Origin of the sequence: Rhizobium sp. ZPR4 (assembly GCF_040215725.1) — a bacterium.
Taxonomy (GTDB): domain Bacteria; phylum Pseudomonadota; class Alphaproteobacteria; order Rhizobiales; family Rhizobiaceae; genus Rhizobium; species Rhizobium rhizogenes_D.
In genome coordinates, this window is sequence record NZ_CP157969.1 from 510425 (window position 1) to 529258 (window position 18834).

17 protein-coding genes are annotated in these 18834 nt (G+C 56.7%); 6 read left to right on the forward strand and 11 right to left on the reverse strand.

Annotated elements, in window-relative coordinates; all coding sequences use genetic code 11:
- Window positions 1-96: 96 nt before the first annotated feature.
- Window positions 97-330: a hypothetical protein gene (locus ABOK31_RS30210; RefSeq protein ID WP_174172631.1), complete on the forward strand. Its 234-nt coding sequence runs from the start codon at window positions 97-99 to the stop codon at window positions 328-330.
- A gap of 25 nt (window positions 331-355) precedes the next feature.
- Here the strand turns inward: ABOK31_RS30210 and ABOK31_RS30215 are convergent, their stop codons facing one another.
- The 3 genes from ABOK31_RS30215 to ABOK31_RS30225 all read right to left on the reverse strand — a co-directional run bounded on the left by ABOK31_RS30215 (window position 356) and on the right by ABOK31_RS30225 (window position 3967).
- Window positions 356-2131, reverse strand: coding sequence for a thiamine pyrophosphate-dependent enzyme (locus ABOK31_RS30215; protein ID WP_349962667.1), 1776 nt, complete (start codon window positions 2129-2131; stop codon window positions 356-358).
- Window positions 2132-2281: 150 nt separating this feature from the next.
- Window positions 2282-3466, reverse strand: coding sequence for a 2-isopropylmalate synthase (locus tag ABOK31_RS30220; RefSeq protein ID WP_174172633.1), 1185 nt, complete (start codon window positions 3464-3466; stop codon window positions 2282-2284).
- Between the two features lie 228 nt (window positions 3467-3694).
- Complete coding sequence (locus ABOK31_RS30225; RefSeq protein WP_349962669.1) at window positions 3695-3967, reverse strand: hypothetical protein; 273 nt, start codon at window positions 3965-3967, stop codon at window positions 3695-3697.
- Between the two features lie 795 nt (window positions 3968-4762).
- Between ABOK31_RS30225 and ABOK31_RS30230 the strand changes: the two genes are divergently transcribed.
- The 3 genes from ABOK31_RS30230 (at window position 4763) to ABOK31_RS30240 (ending at window position 6645) form a co-directional block, all read left to right on the forward strand.
- Window positions 4763-5401: an HAD family hydrolase gene (locus tag ABOK31_RS30230; RefSeq protein WP_349962671.1), complete on the forward strand. Its 639-nt coding sequence runs from the start codon at window positions 4763-4765 to the stop codon at window positions 5399-5401.
- Window positions 5402-5446: 45 nt separating this feature from the next.
- Window positions 5447-6259, forward strand: a complete 813-nt coding sequence (locus ABOK31_RS30235; RefSeq protein WP_349962673.1) for an arginase family protein — start codon at window positions 5447-5449, stop codon at window positions 6257-6259.
- Window positions 6260-6435: 176 nt separating this feature from the next.
- Entirely contained in the window at window positions 6436-6645 is a 210-nt protein-coding gene (locus tag ABOK31_RS30240) for a DUF2945 domain-containing protein (protein WP_174172662.1), read from the forward strand.
- Between the two features lie 502 nt (window positions 6646-7147).
- Here ABOK31_RS30240 and ABOK31_RS30245 read toward each other — a convergent pair.
- Complete coding sequence (locus ABOK31_RS30245) at window positions 7148-7981, reverse strand: hypothetical protein (protein WP_349962675.1); 834 nt, start codon at window positions 7979-7981, stop codon at window positions 7148-7150.
- Window positions 7982-8435: 454 nt separating this feature from the next.
- On the opposite strand from ABOK31_RS30245, the gene ABOK31_RS30250 reads away from it, so the two are divergent.
- Complete coding sequence (locus tag ABOK31_RS30250) at window positions 8436-9401, forward strand: magnesium transporter CorA family protein (RefSeq protein ID WP_174172664.1); 966 nt, start codon at window positions 8436-8438, stop codon at window positions 9399-9401.
- A gap of 26 nt (window positions 9402-9427) precedes the next feature.
- On the opposite strand, the gene ABOK31_RS30255 is transcribed toward ABOK31_RS30250, so the two are convergent.
- The 6 genes from ABOK31_RS30255 to ABOK31_RS30280 all read right to left on the reverse strand — a co-directional run bounded on the left by ABOK31_RS30255 (window position 9428) and on the right by ABOK31_RS30280 (window position 16412).
- Window positions 9428-10012: a DUF4337 family protein gene (locus ABOK31_RS30255; protein WP_349962678.1), complete on the reverse strand. Its 585-nt coding sequence runs from the start codon at window positions 10010-10012 to the stop codon at window positions 9428-9430.
- A 420-nt stretch (window positions 10013-10432) separates the two neighbouring features.
- Window positions 10433-11197: a glucose 1-dehydrogenase gene (locus ABOK31_RS30260; RefSeq protein ID WP_349962679.1), complete on the reverse strand. Its 765-nt coding sequence runs from the start codon at window positions 11195-11197 to the stop codon at window positions 10433-10435.
- An 11-nt stretch (window positions 11198-11208) separates the two neighbouring features.
- On the reverse strand, window positions 11209-11976 hold the full coding sequence (locus ABOK31_RS30265) for an SDR family oxidoreductase (RefSeq protein WP_349962681.1): 768 nt from the start codon (window positions 11974-11976) through the stop codon (window positions 11209-11211).
- Between the two features lie 451 nt (window positions 11977-12427).
- Entirely contained in the window at window positions 12428-13402 is a 975-nt protein-coding gene (gene proX / locus ABOK31_RS30270; RefSeq protein WP_174172668.1) for a glycine betaine/L-proline ABC transporter substrate-binding protein ProX, read from the reverse strand.
- Window positions 13403-13710: 308 nt separating this feature from the next.
- Window positions 13711-14814 carry a helix-turn-helix domain-containing protein gene (locus ABOK31_RS30275; protein WP_349962683.1) on the reverse strand — a complete coding sequence of 368 codons (1104 nt, stop codon included), beginning with the start codon at window positions 14812-14814 and terminating at the stop codon, window positions 13711-13713.
- 47 nt (window positions 14815-14861) lie between these two features.
- Entirely contained in the window at window positions 14862-16412 is a 1551-nt protein-coding gene (locus ABOK31_RS30280) for a trimethylamine methyltransferase family protein (protein ID WP_349962684.1), read from the reverse strand.
- Window positions 16413-16582: 170 nt separating this feature from the next.
- On the opposite strand from ABOK31_RS30280, the gene ABOK31_RS30285 reads away from it, so the two are divergent.
- Window positions 16583-17533 carry a LysR substrate-binding domain-containing protein gene (locus ABOK31_RS30285; RefSeq protein ID WP_174172671.1) on the forward strand — a complete coding sequence of 317 codons (951 nt, stop codon included), beginning with the start codon at window positions 16583-16585 and terminating at the stop codon, window positions 17531-17533.
- Here ABOK31_RS30285 and ABOK31_RS30290 read toward each other — a convergent pair.
- Entirely contained in the window at window positions 17510-18613 is a 1104-nt protein-coding gene (locus tag ABOK31_RS30290) for a mandelate racemase/muconate lactonizing enzyme family protein (RefSeq protein WP_349962686.1), read from the reverse strand. The two genes, ABOK31_RS30285 and ABOK31_RS30290, sit on opposite strands and share 24 nt — an antisense overlap.
- Between the last annotated feature and the right edge of the window lie 221 nt (window positions 18614-18834).

Consider the following 18834-nt stretch of genomic DNA (forward strand, 5'->3'; position numbering starts at 1 on the left):
GAACAATTGATGCCTTGCTCTTGAAAAATGGCGCTGCAGCAGTTGCCTGCGCTTACCTCCGCTATACCTTGTCGACGAATATGGACGCCCGTCGTCATGGAGGAGAGCATCATCATGCCAGGTAAACAATGGTTGATCGATCTTGCAGATCAATCGAAGCGGCAGTGCCACGAGCAACTCCGTCAGAAAATCGATACAGCCGTGCAAGAGCTCCTGCAAGGCGGGTGGGAGCCTCAGTGCATAGCGGAAACGCTGCTCGAAATCGCCGACAACTATTTCGACACAGTCATTGGTGACATGGAGATGACGCCTTCGACATCATTGCATTGATCTGACATCGACGCTTCGTGTGGCGCTACAGGTTATTAGCCCGCGGATTTTGTCCCACCACCTGCTCTGCATCTACGGGAACCTCAACCAGGATGGATGGGTGACTGGGGCTGTAGCTTTCGTGCATGATCTCGGCGAGATTGCTCAGATCCGGCATCAGCTTGCGGCTTGACCAGCCGCATGCGCGTGCCATCGATCCAAAGTCGATGCGGTGCAGATCGCTGTGGTAGCGGGTGGATGAATAGTCGGGAATGACCACGGGCAGGCCCTGCACCATGATGCCGAGTGCGCCATTGTCCAGCACGAACAGGACGATTCCCAATGATCGCGCTTCGGCCAGACAACCCGCAATCAGCCGGAAGCATCCATCGCCCGTAAAAGCGAAGACCGTCGCGTCCGGTTTCGCAAGCTTTGCGCCGATTGCCGCGCCGAATGCTCCGCCCATTGCGGAACCGCGATAAAGCGAATGGAAGCGGACGTTCGGATGCGGGCGCTGCGTGACATATTGACGATCTTTGTAGGCAAGGCATACATCGTCGAATGCAATGCTTCCCGGTTGCCAATGACGATCAAGTTCCTGATAAAATCGGGCGATATCGATTGTCCCAGGACGTGGCGGCATGATCTCGCGATCATTGAGATCAGCCACGAAAGCCGGTGCTGGGGGGCGCGGCAGCCGAAGATCCTCGAGCCGGCCGATCGCTTCGCTTAGAACCTGATCGATCGGCCCCCGCACGTCGAAATAGTCGCCGCGCACGCGATGCCGAAATTCGCCTCCAACGCTGCCATATGGGTCGGCCAGGTTGGTGAAATTCCATGTCGTATGGGCGGGTATGTCAGAAAAATTAAGCGTATATTCGTCAGGGCAGAACCCGAGGGTAATGACGATATCGTCAGGGCCGAGACTTCTCCAGAGCTGCATTGCGCGATCATTGCCGCCAAAGCCCAGATAGCCGAAACCGAAGCTATTGTCGCGCGCTACCGCATTCGCCCCGTTTATGCTCCAGACGATCGGTGCCTGTAACACCTTGCACAAACGTTTGGTGAGGGCAGGCATGTACGGATACATGGCCGCCTCTTCGCCAGCGAGCACGATCACCCGACGGCCAGCCGCTTGCTGCGGGAATTCGGTCAGAAAATGGGCGAGCGCCCCATGGTCGATCCTGTTCGGTCTATGAGCGTAGTCAGCGCGCCAAGCCATATGGACCGGCTCAGGCACCGTCTTTCCAAGTGCCTCCGGCGGCATCAGAAGTGCGATAGGCGAGCCCTGATCGAGATGTTTGCGAGCCTGCTCAAGTTGTTCTCCGATATGATCTGGATCATTCAGGACGAATGTGCCTGATGGTAGCTCGGCCTTCAACTGAGCCACGACGTCGGCACCCTCCGGGCTCGTGTCCTGCAGCGGTGCACGGTATCGCGTATCTGCCGGACTGAGAGGAATGAGGTAGATTGCGGGAATATTATGTAATTTCGCATCACTCAGACCACAAGTCAGCAGCCGTGTCGCGGCTCCCGTCGTTGCAATGGCTGCGCTGATTTTCCCGCTCGCCAGATAGTATCCCAACGGAATGAAGCCGGCGACATACTCTCCGATATTGAAGAAAACCGGGAATTCGGCACCGTCCTCGAGGGAGACCATCGGCTCGAGATGTTTGAGCAAATGGATGACCCCTCCCCCCGTGACGCCGGCATAGTGACGCACATGCCAGGTCGCTAGCGTGTCGATCAGGAATTCATACCCTGTTTTCGGCTTGGTTACTCGAACATCGCCTGCCGTTTCGACTGCAAGATTCACCGTCATTTGCTCGCTTCTCCGCTATGACCTTCATTCCTGAATGCTGCCCTGAATGCTGCAAAGTATTGACGCGCATTTCCCCGGAGCCGGCCCAGGCCCCGAACAGGCGCGGTTCCGACACACTGCCGATCCCGATTGCATGTTCTGGAAGCAGAATTACGCGATGTGGCTTTCCCGGGAGAGGGCTTCCATACCCGCAACCGTCGCCAGCAGATCCTCATCACAAAGCGATGCCTTTTGATCGGCGATATGCTTGAAACGGGAAAAAGCGCGATCGAGATCGGCATCGGAGTCGAACTCGACGCCCAACGAGCGCATGCACATGCGAAAACCGTTACGACCCGAATTCTTACCTAGCACCAGCCGATACTCGTCAGCGCCGACCTCCGCCGCCGTCATGATCTGATAGGTCAAGGGGTTCTTCAGCATGCCATCCTGATGAATGCCGGACTGATGCGAGAAAGCATTCTTGCCGACGATCGCTTTGTTCGGCTGTACAACGAAACCCGTGATCTCCGAGACGAGCCTGGATGCAGCTGTTAATCGACGGGTTTCGACCGACGTCCGGCATCGGAAGAAATCCTCGCGTGTATGCAGTGCCATGACGATCTCCTCAAGCGACGCATTGCCCGCCCGCTCGCCAATGCCGTTGATCGTGCATTCAATCTGACGCGCACCCTGCCGGGTCGCTTCGAGCGAGTTGGAAACAGCCATGCCCAGATCATTGTGACAATGCGCGGAGAACACGGCCCTGTCAGCGTTCGGCACGACATTGCGCAGATAGGTGAATAGCTTGCCGTATTCGTGCGGCGTGGCGTAGCCGACCGTGTCCGGCAGGCTGACCGTGGTCGCGCCGGCTTTGATCACCTGTTCCACGAAACGGGCAAGAAACTCCGGCTCCGACCGGCTCGCGTCCTCGCAGGAAAACTCGATATCCTCGGAATAGCGTCGCGCGTGGAGCACCGCGTGAACGGCATGTTCGAGCACGTTTTCCGGTGTCATTTGCAGCTTGTATTTCATGTGAATAGGCGAGGTGGCGAGCACGATATGGATACGAGACGACGCCGCACCGGAAACGGCTTCCGCCGTCAGGTCGATGTCACGCTCGACCGCGCGGCTCAGGCTGCAAATCGTGCTGTCCTTGACGACCCGCGCCACGGCCTTGATCGCTTCGAACTCGCCGGGACTGGAGACGGCAAAGCCGGCCTCGATCACATCGACCTTCAGCCCTTCGAGCATAAGTGCGATCTCGACCTTTTCACCGGCGTCAAGGTTGATGCCGGGGCTTTGCTCGCCGTCACGCAAAGTAGTATCAAAGATAATGATCTTCTCGGTGTTCATGCGGACTCTCCCGATCGATTGAAGCATCGGCATTGCCGAATTCGTAAGGGTTAGCTGTATGGAATTACGCTGAAGTCACGGATGATCGACGCCTCGGGCGCATGTCATGCCCGCGGAGAAATCCGTCACCTGATGCAAGTCCTGTCAGATCTGATCCTGTTTGCGCCTGGCTTTGCCAGCATGCTGGAAACCGGGCAAAGCACTCCACGCTTAAGTTCGCATACACGCCTATGTCATCATCGAAATTGTGTATTTCCTGACGTGCGCGCCCCATCCTGATGACTCGGCATCCGCAACCCATGGCTGCGTCTGCTTCAGAGCGGAATGCAATCGAACGGACATGCGCTCGGTACGGAATTTCGTCCCCACGCAGGCACGGCAGGCAAATAGGTGATCAAGCCCCGCACCGGTCAGATGGCGCGCATATTGCCGTTGCAAGGCAGTCCAGGCCACCTCGATTTTCGGAGCAAAAATTTCAAAACCTGAGAATTGAATGTCCATAGCGCACCGAATGGTTACGATGGCGAGGATGGCTGCATTCGAGACGGCGGTATTTTAGAAAACTATGGACTATTTTTAGGAAATTACGGTTTCTGCTTGGCCGCCAACAGGTGTCTCCGCTTTGCCACACTTACTTCTGCCGCGATTATTTCAATGATATGGCGAGCGCAGCATCTGCCTCGGCTCGCGAGCCTTTAAATGTGCTGGAGCCTCGATGAACACGGCGCCTGCACTTAGACGCCCCACATCAAGGCAGCAAGGCTTGCTTGCCCTCGAAACCTTGGATGCTTGCGAGAGCGTGGCGGCTTCAGACCTAATATTCTTAACTGGAACCGAACTATTGGCCCCAAGTTGATTTGGCCAAGCTCTCGATAGATATGCCACTGCGCGGCACCGTTGATATTGGAAACATTCGATCCGGCCAAGTGATCCTGATCAATTCTGGCCCTTTGCAGGACTACACGACAAGCGCTAGACCGAGTCCTCGACCATAACGCCCGGGTCAACGGCCACCTGCTCAAGCCAGGTTAGCCGAACCTTAGCCGATATCCCCCTTTTTTGATCAACGGCGTCGGTCATCATTCGAGCATCCGCACCCATGGCCCCCGGACCTCATGTCAGGCATAGCGCCTGCAGAACTTCGGAATTGCCATGGTCTGATCCCTTCGATATATCCAGACAAATATATCGCTACTAAACGTCGTTCCGGCAATATCCCGACCAGCGCTTCGCAGTACTCAGTTCCTTTCTCGGACCAAACAGCCAACAGAGCCTATGCCCAAAAACAGCATTGTCGTGTTCGACATCGACGGCACGCTTACCGACAGCGTCGCCCAGCACCAGATAGCCTTTGAAAGGACATTGCGGAGCTTCGCGTTTCCGGCGCTCAGGACGGACTGGTCGAGCTATCGGCATCATTCGGATAGCGGAATTTTCGAGGAAGCCTGGGAGGAAGCCGGTTGGTCGCCGACGCCGGACCATATAGGCCTTGAAGAACGGTTCAGGCGCGAGTTTGATTCCGTTTTCGAGAACGAACCTGTCTCTCCGATACCAGGCGCAAGAGAGTTTCTCGCGTCCCTGTCGCAGACCGATTGGCTACCTGTTTTTGCCACCGGCAGCCTCCGCCACGGCGCGGTCCGAAAATTGAAGTGCCTCGATGTTCCTTTCGAGCAGGATATGCTGGTGACGGCATCGGAATATACGACCAGAGAAGAAATCGTCTCGAATGCTATCGCACGGGCGAAGGAAAAATACCGGATTGTCAGCCCCGAACGGATCATCTCGATAGGCGACGGCATCTGGGACCTGAAGACCGCTCGGAACCTGGGGCTGGAATTCTTGGGCATCGGCTTTGGCGAAAAGGCCGAGCAACTGCGATCCGCGGGTGCAAAAGTTCACGCTGGATTCGAGGAAGGCCTTGCCATCCTCTCCTAAGGCTCGATCCAGAATCCAAACACCATAGCATCAAGGAGAGGCCGTTTGACCTACGAACTCATTGTATCCCAAGGACGGATTGCCGACAGAACGCCCGGCGCCATACCGGGAGCGGCCCTGACGGCCGAAGCACTTCAGAAACTTGCCGGAATGACACCGACCTTTGTCGGTGCGAAAACCCCGGTCAAGCAGGACGATTGGTCGACGAGCCTGCCCGAAGCCCGAGAAACGCTGACCGCGCTGCAGAATGCCGTTTCCGATACCCTGCAGCGCGACAACAAACCACTGCTGGTCGCCAACACCTGCTCTGCCAGCCTCGCGACGCTACCCATCGTTGCCCAAGAGTATCCGGACGCAATCCTTCTATGGATCGATGCCCACGGCGATTTCAACACACCGCAAACGACACAAAGCGGGTATCTCGGCGGCATGGTTCTCGCTGCCGCCTGCGGGCTGTGGGACAGCGGTCACGGCAAAGGCCTCAATCCGGCGCAGGTCGTTATTGTCGGCGCACGAGATATTGATGCAGCGGAAGCAGATCTGCTGCAACAATCGGGCGTCCGTGTCCTCTCGCCCACCGAAACCAGCCCGGAGACGGTCCTGTCGACAATCGGCGATGCCCCGGTCTGGATCCACGTCGATTGGGATGCCCTCGAACCCGGCTACGTGCCGGCAGCCTACGCTATATCCGGCGGCCTTCATCCGGACACCTTGAAAGCCATTTTCGACGCTATCCCGAAGACGCAGATCGTCGGGATAGAACTTGCTGAATTCGAGGCCTCGAGCGACGACATCAAGGATGCCTCCTCCTTGGCCGTTCTCATTCAAACCGTGTCGCCGCTATTGCCGATGGCATAGATCCGTGCACAGGCTCATTCTCGATTTGGAACCTGGAAGTCGCCGATAGAAAAATCCAATCGCATCATTAAGCAATACCGACCTTTGCGGCGTCGCAACAAATAACGAGATCAGACTGGCGCGGATATCCAACAAGGCTGTTACAATCGGACAATACTTTTCGAACGGGCGAGGAGATGACAAGACGATTTGCAATCGGCGATCACGTAAGCTGGAATTCCGAAGCCGGGCGAGTGTCCGGGACGATCATCGCCATTCACACCAGCGACTTCGACTACAAGGGATATACGCATCGCGCGAGCGAAGACGAGCCGCAATATGAGATCAAGAGCGACAAAACCGATCATGTCGCCGCTCACAAGGGCAGCGCTCTCGACTATGTATAGTCAAGCCGACTCGTGACGAAGCAATGGTCAAGGTGGTCAAGGCATTTTGGTCAATTGCCTGATCGCAAGGCCATTTGTTGGCGAAGAATACACCCGAGATGGACCCTGATATCTATCACGACGCATTAAATCGATTTCTTCAATCCGTCCCGGGCGACGTTCACCGACCACGGGCGTAGTCGTTGAGTTGATTAACTACTCCACGTATCGTCGGTTTCTACCGATTGCCGTGAGAATGTGAGCGGTTAAGCTTGGTCGTCATTGAAAGTTTCGCCGATGCTCTTGGCGGACAGTTTTTCTGTCGGCAGGGTGAGCAGCACGAGTTGACTGCACAAATGGTCCTCATCCACAATCAGTTCCTGACGCTCATCGGCAACATCACAATATCACCCTGCATGATCACCCTGCATGTAAAAACGACTATTGCGATACGAACGGTTTTCACCGACTTCCACGATCTCACCTGTCTCGAAAATAGCGTTCTTCATCCGCAAGATGGATGTCACTCAGACAGATCGAAAACGAGTTTGGCGTTCGGGCTTTTATTGCTGTATCCGACGATATTACAGCCCTCACGGATCGGCGCCTTGCCCAGCAGCGTCAGATTGCCGCTCTGATAATGGCCGTTGACCAAGTACGGTGCCGGGTCGCAGCCCTTCTTGAAAGTGTACGCGACACCCGAGAACCATTCGTTCGGGACTTCCCAGCCGTGCACCAGGACTGTGTTCGGTTTGATGGCGCCAGCGATCGATGCCTTAGGCTCCTCATATACGATGATATGCTGCTTCTGATTGTTGAACATCAGCGAGCCGTTATGCCCGATAGGCTCTCCGTATCGATCCTCCGTGCGAAATGTCTGCGTGACGGGCACATCCCTGTACGGCCAGCCGAACGGACACAACTGCAGCCACATGGCACCTAGAGTGCGATCCATGGCGGTATCGGCAACGCGCTTGCCGGTGTCGGAATCACGAACGCCGGGATATCCGTAGAAGTTCTTGCTCTTGGTGTCTGGTCCGTCGAAAAGGTAATGCTTACCGTCAGTTTGCAGGTCGCCAGTTTCACAGTTCGCGCTAGCCTCGTAGACGCGACCGCCGTCATCTCCGTACGATTGCGCGCACGATGTGTCCGATGGATGCCAGTTCCCGCACCAGTTCTGCACCGATTCCGGTGTCACCTTGGCCTTCAGCGCCGATTTTGTGCCACCGTAGTCCGTGAATTCGAAGATGATGGGTGCAGGGCCGCCGCTCAGGGCGGGGAACTCTTCACCGATCGGCGCAGGTGGCATTGCAGGAATACTAGCAGCGAGAAAAATGAGTGGAACGAAAATCGACATGAAATCCCCAGGGCGTCGCCGGTTGATGTGTCGAAATGTAACACCCAATAATTGCGTAATTTCTAGTTGTGTTGGTAAAATTGTCCGCAACGGGAAATCCGTCGTCAGTAGTTTGCTGACGGTGGATCGGTAATGCCGTAGGACCAGATGTCAGCCACATCGGACAGCTCCTTGGTCCGCGACGTCAGCCAGCCATGCTGGTCGGACGTGCACGCTTCAAAAGCGCCAGCGCATTTGGTGGTTTCGGTGGAGCCGCATAGGCATCCTGGCAGGAGTTTTGATCTTGTCGATCTCGACCATTTCTTCAAAGATGGTCAGGATACAGAATCGAGGAGCGCCGGAACACATCATTGCTTCCAGCGGTCATTCTCGCCAATTGCCGTTCGGTCAACTGAGTTCCATACTTGGGCGAACCGAGAGTTTCTCGCCATACTGCAGGGAGTGACCACAGGAAATGCTAAGTGTTTTCCCGGTGCCGCAAGACGATAAAAAGGGCCAGCCGCAAGCGTTTGCAGAAGCCTTATGGATCGACCTGCTGAGTCCTAGTAGTGCTGAGTTAAGGGAGGTGGAGGAAGTCATTGGCGCACCTCTCCCCTCCCTTAGTGCCCTCAGTGAAATCGAAACGTCGAGCCGACTGAGAAATCAGCATGGCGTGCTTTACATGAGTACGCCGTCGGCGGCCCGACATCCGGAAGGGGCTGATACGACACCGCCCCTCGGGTTTGTCTTATCGATGAATCGTCTCGTCACGGTCCGGTTTATGGCACTGCCGGCTATTGACGCCGTCGCGTCCGGATTTGCCGGAGAAGATGCTCCAAAATCGAGCCTTGAGGTCTTCACATTGCTCTGTGAAGACATTGTCGACCGCGTTGCCGATGCTCTTGAGCACCTGGCAGGAGAGCTCAATGGCCTTTCAACAAGCGCCTTTCGTGCTGAGGACCCTCGCGGCCACCATGCAGCCCGCGCAAACAAGCTGTTGCGAGCACAATTGCGCCAGGTGGGGCGTCTAGGAGACCGTCTCTCCGAGATTCGAGACGGTTTACAGGGTCTCGGGCGCGTTGTGACCTACACAGAACAGCAAGCCAAGGGGTGGTCGGAAGATCTGGAGCCGCGTCTGGCAGGGTTATGCCGAGATATCCATTCGCTCGTGGACTATGAAGAGCAACTTGCCAACAAAGTCCAGTTCGTGCTGGACGCTCTCGTCGGCCTGATTGGCATTGCTCAAAACGACATATTCAAGGTTCTGACCATCGTATCGATCGCCGGCATTCCTCCAACCCTTGTCGCCGGCATCTACGGCATGAACTTCAAGAACATGCCGGAATATGACTGGACCTGGGGATATCAATATGGTTGGGCCGTCATCTTACTTAGCACCCTCATTCCACTGGTTTGGTTCAAGGTGAAGGGCTGGTTCTGATGGCGGGTGATACAACGGAACCCGGATCACCCTGCCCCCCACGCCCACAATAGTAGCACCCCACCCAAAAGGCCAAGAGCTGAGGATCCCCACCAGGCCGAGCGTCTCCGGGTCAGGGCGGCCACGGCACCCAGCGCGATTGCAACCTGCAACATGGCGACGGCGTAGGCGTAGTAGTGATGACGATGAATAAGGAGATTGGCCTCGTCATCCTTCTCGTCCCGCATTTTTTCAAGTTCATGCGCGGCAGCGCTGATTGATTTTTCTTCGTCCGCGTATCGTCGGTTCGTTTCATCGAGATCCGGCGCCACCGGCTTGCCTTCCGCGGCGAGAAGCTCCATCTGCGATTTGAGGATCGCAATCTTGATACCTTTCGCCTGATAATAGGCCCACTGATCGGAGGCTTGGGCCTGCTTTTGAGCCGCCTCCGTCTTCAACGCCAGCGCCTCATTGATTGAGCCTCCCGCCAGGAGGGAGCCGATTGCTGCGAGTGCGGCAAAGAACGCCGTTGTTAGAGCGATGAAACGCAGCAGCGAGGCGGATTTCTTCTCGATCTCCTCATCGATGGCTTCACGCAATTTGTCGGTATCAACCTCGATCTCTTCAGGCATGGTGCAGCTCAAAAAGTGAAACAATCAGGGCGCACACTCTCGCATGAATCTCCGCATCTGGAACTAGGCTGAGAAGGAATTTCTCCAACAATACCCAACTCTAAAGGGAGCCTGACTGAAGCTCGAGCCTGCTACCGGGCTGTATTTGCCCATTGCTCTTGAAGGGAAGCAAACTGTCGTCCCACACTTCCGCAAGCCAGTCTACCGAAATGCTGGCTCGGAGAGACCGTCTGAACCGAGCACGCCAGTCCAGGATATTCCTCTCCGCTTGGGCGGATGGCACCTCTTTTGGATTTCGCTCAGGTTCAGTCAGGCGAATCCAGATCCCATTGCCTTTAGCCGGCCCCAAGTATTCCGGAAATAGGATTACCTCCCGATGGAAATCCTCATGGCAGTTCGCGAAAAATCACGAGCGCAATATCACGATGCAGGAAGCGGCAGTTTCTTGGTCCGCCCGCCATCGACCACATAAACCTGGCCGCTGACAAAGCCGCTCTCTTCCGATGCAAGCCAGACTGCCAGGTTCCCAATGTCACGAGGCTCGCCCAGCCGCCCCACCGGATGCATGACGAGAAGTTCGCGCCGGACGCGTTCGCTATCTGGCATGCTGTCGATGTACTGCTCGCTAAGGTCGGAATTGATCCAGCCCGGAGCAATCGCATTGCAACGAATGCCATCTCGTCCTTGATCCACTGCAATCGCGGCAGTGAACCCATGGATACCTGCTTTCGACGCGGAATATGCGGGATGACCGGGATTGGACGCCAGGCCCTCGATGGACCCGATGTTGATGATGCTGCCTCCGCCCCGCCGTCTCATATGGGGCACCGAAGCCTTGGTGAGCAAGAACGGAGCCTTGAGGTTGATCGACATCATCTGATCCCAATCCTCCTCCGACATCTCCTCGACCGTCTTCTCGAACATGATTCCGGCATTGTTCACCAGAACGTCGAGACCGCCGAATTCCCGCACGGTCCATTCGATCGCATCCGTGATGTCATGCGAGCTGGAGAGATCCGCTTTAAGGAAAAACGTCCGCTCGCCGAGCATCTCGCTCGGCGGCGCATTTCTTTGGACGATCACCACCGTGGCGCCTTCTTCGATAAAGCGCGCCGTTATGCCGGCTCCGATTCCGCGGCCGCCGCCCGTGACGATCGCGACCTTGCCTTCCAGTCTTCCGACCATCCCCTATCTCCTCAATAAACGGCTTTTGCGCCGTTGACTTCGATCGTTGCACCCGCGATGTATCGGCTGGCATCGGAGGTGAGGAAGGTCACCACGTCGGCAATGTCTTCCGGCTCGGCGATCCGTCCCAAAGGAACGCTGCGGTTCAATTCTTCGATGGCAGTGTCCGGATCGAAGCCCCGGCGGATGAAACCGGTGCGCAGCATTGGCGTGTTCACTTCGTTGGGGCAGACGGCGTTCACTCTTATCCCGTCGCCGGCATGGTCCCGGCCGAGGCATTTCGACAGGCTCGCAACGGCCGCCTTGCTCGCACAATAGGCGGGATGTCCAGGACCGGGATAAAGGCCCCAGCACGACGAGATATTGACGATCGAGCCGCCGCCATGGCTCTTCATATGTGCGATCGCCTTCCGGCAAGTGTAGAAAATGGCGTTGACGTTGATATCCCACGTCCTTGCCCAGTCTTCATCAGTCGTCTCGGTGATCGTGCCACGCGTGATGATGCCGGCATTGTTGACAAGCGCGTCAAGCCGACCCGTTGCCTGAACTGCAAAATCGATCAGCTCCTCGCAATAGGCTTTCGATCTGAGATCGCCTGCTTTTGTCCAGACGACATGCCCATCGCGATTGAGATCGGCAGCAACGTCCTCCAAAGCCTTGGCGTCGGCATCGCCAGCAATGACATTATAGCCGCGCTTTACGAACTGCCTGGCAATCACCCTACCGATGCCGCCGGCCGCGCCGGTCACCACGACAGTCATCCCGCTTTCGGTCTTCATAAGCCCTCCCTAAACTCGACAGTTGTGTCTAGACTATTCTCGATCTCTGGCCGGAATGCCAGAGTCGCAAAACGTAGAAAAAGTCATGTGTCGATTGAGTTTGACGCTATAAGGCTTCGCACTGGAGCGCCTTGACTCCGCCACACCGCTACAGGCACCCGCGGGCGGCCCTAAGCGCCGTGACCTTTATTCCTGTCCGATATTATTTGGCGTCCTGTCCAAACCGCGGGATCGACTGAGGTGTGGATGCCTTCGAAGTTTAAGACGATTTCTTCATCGACACGCCTGGTCTCCAACTGGGATATCCGACCGGGATAACTGACATTCGACCCGATTCGATTGAAGCGTTCCTGCTCTCGATACAGGCGAGAGTCTGACAAACGTCACGCGGAACGCATCAGAAAACCAACGTGCGATGACGCTGCCGCACAGAACGGCAGCGTCTGCTCCATTACTTCGCAGCCTTGGCGTCTGCGATCCACTTGTCCCATTCCGACTTGTGCGCCGAGATCCAATCGGTCACATGCTTCTTGATCTGCTCATTGGACTTCTCGCCGTCATTGACGAGTTTGTTTTCGGCATTGATGTCTTCAACAGGGATTTGCACCTGCTCGAACCACTTCTTGGCCGACGGGTTGGCGTTTACGAAGGCGGTGTTGGCAATGACCATCTGGTCGTTCACCGGAAAGCCGAGATTGCCCAGACCTGGGACCGTGGTGTTGTCCGTCTTGCCATCGGGAAGTTCGGTCTTCTTGACATTGAGCCAGACCACTTCCTTGCCTGGCCGAAGCACGGCGGAAACCCACAGCGGCGTCCAGGTGTAATAGAGGGTCGGCTTACCTTCCTTGATCCTCTCGATCGCATCGGGGATGATGGAGAAATAACCGCCCTGTTGATGTTCGACAGTATCTCGAAGGCCGTAGGCATCCAGTTGATGTTCGATGACGCGCTCGCAGCCCCAGCCAGGTTCGCAGCCGTAGAGATCAGCCTTTCCATTACCATTAATGTCGAAGAGCTTTGCCTTCTCTGGATCTTTCAGATCTTCGAGATATTTGATCCCGGTCGCATCCGCAGTCTTCTTGTCGATGAGATAGCCCTGCAGCGAGTTGGTCGAGAGCTTTCCAAGCCGGATAAGCTTTGCATCGCCGCCGGCTTCCTTCCAATAGGCTTCGTGAAGCGGCTCCCAGTGGGCCGCATAGAAGGTGAGATCACCGTTTGCTACCGCGACATGGGCAAGCTGAACTTGTGTTTGAACGGGCTCGGCAACATCGTAGCCAAGATCTTTCAATCCCTGCGAAACGATATATGTCTGGAACAACTCTTCAGTAATTCCGGACCATGCCGGTTTCACTTGCTCGGCTGCCGACGCATTGCCGGTCACTGCCAGAAGCGATGCCAACAGGGCAGCGATGGACTTTATCTTCATGATGCCAGTTCCCTCTTTTTTGATTGACGCTCGACCTTCCGAACTACGCAGTGCAAAGCGCCTTTAGCTCTGCGTTCCAGATACTCCTCCCATGGAGTACTAAGATTGGTAACACATGTCTTTCGAACTCAACGCCGTAAAAAAGTAGACCGTCAGGTGACTTTAATGCACTGATCTCATTGTGTTGTTTGCTCTTGATAGAGGATGTGGCCGCGCTGCCGGATACCGCGAATAAGATCGCTTTGACCGAAATTCCATTGGTTGTGCTGAGGTGGTCGCAGACCTGCAAGAATGCCGGATGAGACGCTCTACCAGAATGCGGCGTGTCGCTTCTTCTTCCGGATCCCAATCGGCGTCATGCGCTCCAGCCTTGCTTGCTGGGGACTGCATCCATACAGAAGACGGTAGCATTTCGAAAAATGAGATGCCGAGACGAAACCACATGCTACTGCAATGTCGACGATGGGCTTGTTGGTGGCTTTAACCAACTGTCTCGCACGATCGAGACGCAACTGAACATAGTATTTGTGCGGAGAGATGCCGAGATAGGTTTCGAACAGGCGCTCCAGCTGTCGCCTTGAGATCGTCAACATATCCGCAATCCGATCGAGCGAGAGCGGTTCATCCAGGCAGCCCTCCATCAGCGCGAGCGCCTGGGCAAGCTTGCTGCTCGTGCCGCGCGCGGTCCACGGATACCAGCCCGTTTGCCGATGCGTCCGGTCCCTTACTCCGTCGGCAACATTGCGCTTGCAGATATCCGCCGTCAGATACGTACCAAGCGTGCGTTCGAGAAGCGCTATCGCAAGATCGAATGCCGAGGTTTGCCCGGCACAACTCCATATACCGCCATCTGCGGTATAGATTGCGTCAATCGCCTTGAGGTTGTTGAACGTCTCGGAAAAGGCGGCAGACTGCTCCCAATGAATGGTGCATTCGGCATTCTTCAGCGCACCCATCTCGGCAAGCATCCATGTGGCCGTTCCGAGAGCGACCACGGGTATGTTCTGTCGAAGGCACAGCCGTATGGCGCCCGATAGCTCAGCCGACGCACCGGGTTCTGCAGCGCCGTCCGCGATCATAACGACCATTTCGGTGCGCGCGGATGAGCCCATTTTGGGCATGACTTCCGAGAATCGAAATTGAACCGGCATTGCCAGACCAAGGCTGCAGGCTTCAGAAGCACCGGATCTGCTTGCGAAAGCCCAGCGAAATCTCTGCCGCCCCAGAATTGCATTGGCTTTTTCGAACGGTGCGAGGAAGGAAGAAAGGCTTAGCAGCGAAAAGCCGGGAAACAGAAGAATCGTAACCGTGGAGGCGTCATCCTGACCCAAAAGGGCTGGCTCGGCGAAAGTGGCCGCATCATCGACCAAATCCGCAACGTCATCGTCCGGCCATTCCGATATTCGTCTCATCTCTCCGCTCCCCTTGCGAATGCGCCTCGCTAGACGCTCTGAAGAGATCAATGATCTTCGTTCAGCGCGTCGACGGCAGGGATTTCGCGACTGCGGCGGTCGATATAGGCACGCAGTTCCTCCTCGACGGCTTCGTCGAGCTTGGGCTCCTGGTACTCCGACAACAGGTATCGAGCCTGCTCCAGCGCACGCTGCTTGATATCCTTGGATCCGTCGGCAATCCATTGCTCGATCGAGTTGTTGTCGAACAGTTTCGGCATGAAGAACGCGTTTTGGAAGTTCGCCTGGGTATGCGGATGACCGAGATAGTGACCACCGGGGCCGACATCGCGGACGGCTGCCAGTGCTTCGTCGAAGTCATGCCACTTGACGCCTTCAGCCATGCGGTAGCCCATCGCGCAAACTTCGGAGTCCACCATGAACTTCGCGATCGAGCAGTGCATTCCCGCCTCGTTCCACCCCGCCGAATGCCAGATGTAATTCGCTCCGGACATCAGGACCGCCATCATCGTCATCGCGCTTTCATAGCCCGATTGAGCGTCGAACATCTTGGCGCCGCCCAGGAGATTCGAGGTGCGCCAGGGAACGTTGTAGTGGCGCGCCATCTGGCCGATCATGAAGTTCATGAGGGAAATTTCGGGCGTCCCGGCCATCGGCGCGCCCGACTGCATCGAAACGGTCGAGAGATAGTGCCCGTAGATCGCAGGGCATCCGCGGCGGACGACCTGCGTATAGGCGAGTGCGGAAAGAGCCTCGGCGTTAAGCTGGGCGACTGCGGCTGCGGTAGAGGCGGGGGTATTGGCACCACCGAGCACAAACGGCGAGCAGAGAACCGGCTGGTTGCGCCGGTTGAATGCCCGCATGGCGCCGAGCATGGTCTGGTCCCAGACCAAGGGCGAGTTGCCGTTGCAGTTTCCGGTGGCAACCGCATGCGTCTCCATGAACTCCGCGCCGAACAGGATCGCGCACATGTCGAGCACATCCTCGGCGTTCTTGGGCGACGTCGTCATGCCCATGAACATCTTGTCCGAATACTTCATCGAGGAATAGGTGATGTGAAGGTGACGATGGGCCACCACGATATCCATAGGCTCGACGATGTGGTGCGCCGACGAATGCAGTGCGGGCATCATGTGAGCAAGTTTGTGGAATGTTCCCAGGTCGGCGATCGTCGGCCCGCGGCGAACATCTTCGAGGTCTCGCATGTAGGGCGCGCCCGTCATCGGCACGAAAATCGAATTCTTGCCCCCGAGCTCAACATTGTTTTCCGGATTCCGGGCGTAATATTTGATGTCGGACGGAATGGTCTTGATGAGGTCCATGATAAGAGCACGATCCAGATGGACCCGCTCGCCCCTGACGTCGGCCCCTGCCCGCTTCCAATCATCGAGTGCGATCGGATCGCGGAACACGACGCCGACCTCCTCGAGAATGTCCATCGAAGCATTATGAATTTGCTCGATCTGCTCCTCGTCCATCGGTTCGACATTCGGAAGACCGCGCTTCAGCGTCGGAAGCATCTGGAATTTCGGAGTGGTCCGAAGCATCCGGCGGGCGTCTCGGCCACCCCTTCTTGCCGTGTTGGATTGCATGCTCATGGCGCCTGTCCTCCCCCAGAAAAATTCTCTCGGTGTGCGGAAAACTCGACGTCGCGCACGGACTAGACTAATGACCGAGGCATGCGGAATAACCAAATGCAAAAGTCTCACGCGTCAGTTGACTATTATGCTAGCGTGCAGGCTTACCATTGCCTTTGGGAGAGGGATTCTTGGTTCGCAGGTTTTACGACCTTCCATCGCTCACGACGCTTGCTGTGTTCGAGGCGTCTGCGCGTCATCTGAGTTTCAAGTTGGCAGCCAGCGAATTGAACGTCACGCCTGGCGCCGTCAGCCGCCAGATCAAGGCGATCGAAGACGAGGTGGGTGTGCCGCTATTCGTGCGGAATGCGAAGGGTGTCGCCCTCACCACCGAGGGAGAAGAACTCTACGGTGTATTGGCCAGCGGATTTTCGAAGGCTTCGGAGGTCGTCCGCTCGATCAAGCGCGGCGATCGGGCGCGAAACGTGACGATTGCCTGCACCGACGCTTTTGCGACGATGTGGCTGATCCCGAGAATGCCTGACTTCTGGCGTCGCTATCCCGAAATCGCGGTGGACCACCTTATTTCCGACAACGCCAAGGATTTTCGACGAGCCGAGGTCGAGCTTCGAATACGCTATGGGTTCGGCGCATGGCTCGACGAAACTGCGGAACTGTTGTTTGACGACGTGATCTATCCGGTATGTGCTCCAGGTTTCGCCGCCGAACACGAAGGCGTCACAGCCGTGGGCCTGGGGGAACTGCCGCACCTGCATGTGGATTGGGTCGATCCGGATTGGGCGGGATGGGATGAGGTCCTATTGCGTGCCGGGATCCCCCATGGTCATGGCGCCGGCCGGAGGTTCGGTAAATTCAGTGTCGCCATACAGGCCGCCATGGCGGACCAAGGCGTCGCAATCGGATGGGACCGCCTGGTGCGTCATCTCATAAATGAAGGAAAGTTGGTGCGGATCACCGATCTGGTGATCCCGGCACCGGGCGCCTATTATCTGACCTGGAACAATAATCGCGAGCTTTCGGTCGCGGCCACCGTGTTTCGCGATTGGTTGCGTGAAATGGCCGAGCGGGAACGAGGTATCACGCCCAACAGGATGATATCAGCCAAACGACAGGACTGGTGAGCCGAGCTTCGACCTGTCCGGCTTTACGCCAAGGCCCGGCCCGGTCGGCACTTTGATGCGCCCCTGCTCGATACGAACGGAATTTTCCGCGTCGTAATGTCCTTCGATGTAGGGTGCGGCGATCCAGGACCCTTCGAACCTCGATGGCGCGACGGTGGCACCCACATGCACGCAGGCCGCGGCGATGATGTCGCCGCCCCAGGCATCGTCGCAAGTGTGCGGCAGGCTGCGTGCATCGCAGATGTCGCGGACGGTCCTCAAGGCCGAGATGCCTCCGACACGAGTCAGCTTGAGGCCGAAACCATCGACCAATCCGCCTGAAACCGCCCGCATTACGCTGTTCACGTCCTCCGCCAGCTCGTCCATATAGACAGGGTGGCAAAGCTGGTGGCGAACCGCCGCGATCTCCTCCACCGTATTGCAGGGCTGCTCCATCACCATGGAGATATCCCTGCAACGCTGCGACAGGAACATCGCGTCCCGGCTGGTAAGACTTCGGTTCGCATCGGCCGCAAGCCTTATCCCCGGTTTGATCGCCGCCTTGACCTTGTGCAGCGTCTCGATGTCCTCCTCGACATCGCGCCCGCCGATCTTGAGCTGAATGCGGGCATAGCCTTCCAGTTGGCGTTCGCGTGCTTCCCTCGCCATCTCGTCAGGCGAGGCCGTCGTGATCGAATAGTATGTCGGGATCGTGTCTCCGGTCGCTCCGCCGAGAAGGTCGCATACGCGCCGGCCATAGCTGTTGCCCGCGATGTCCCAGGCAGCAATGTCGATAGCAGCCTTGGCGTACCGGCTGCCGTTGAGCGAAGCATCCATGGCGCGGTTCAGCTGGCCGATGTTCCGAGGATCGAGGCCGATAAGACTGGAACCGATTTCCTGGAGGGCAGCACGAGCGCCCAACATATGCTGCGGTTGATAGACCGGTCCCACCGGGCATGTTTCCCCAAATCCAATAATGCCTTCGTCGGTGACGAGTTCAACCACGGTGCTCTGCAGGAACGTCACCGTCGCGGACGCCATTTTGTACCCGCCCGCAACCGGCAGATCAACATTGTACACGTTTATCGCTGTCAGCTTCATCGCGGTCTCCATCATGGCGGATAGGCAGAAGCTACGGTGTTTGGCGCCGCTGATGAAAGCCGAAATAAAGTCACCTGACGGTCTACTTTTTTGCGCCGGGGAAACAACGCCTCCTGTGTTATTCAACACTATTAACAAGACCTAATAAAAAGAGGGAACGTAATGGCAAACTGCGGAATTCTTGACCCGTTTGCTTGTGGTAAGCTTCCACTTGCAGATTG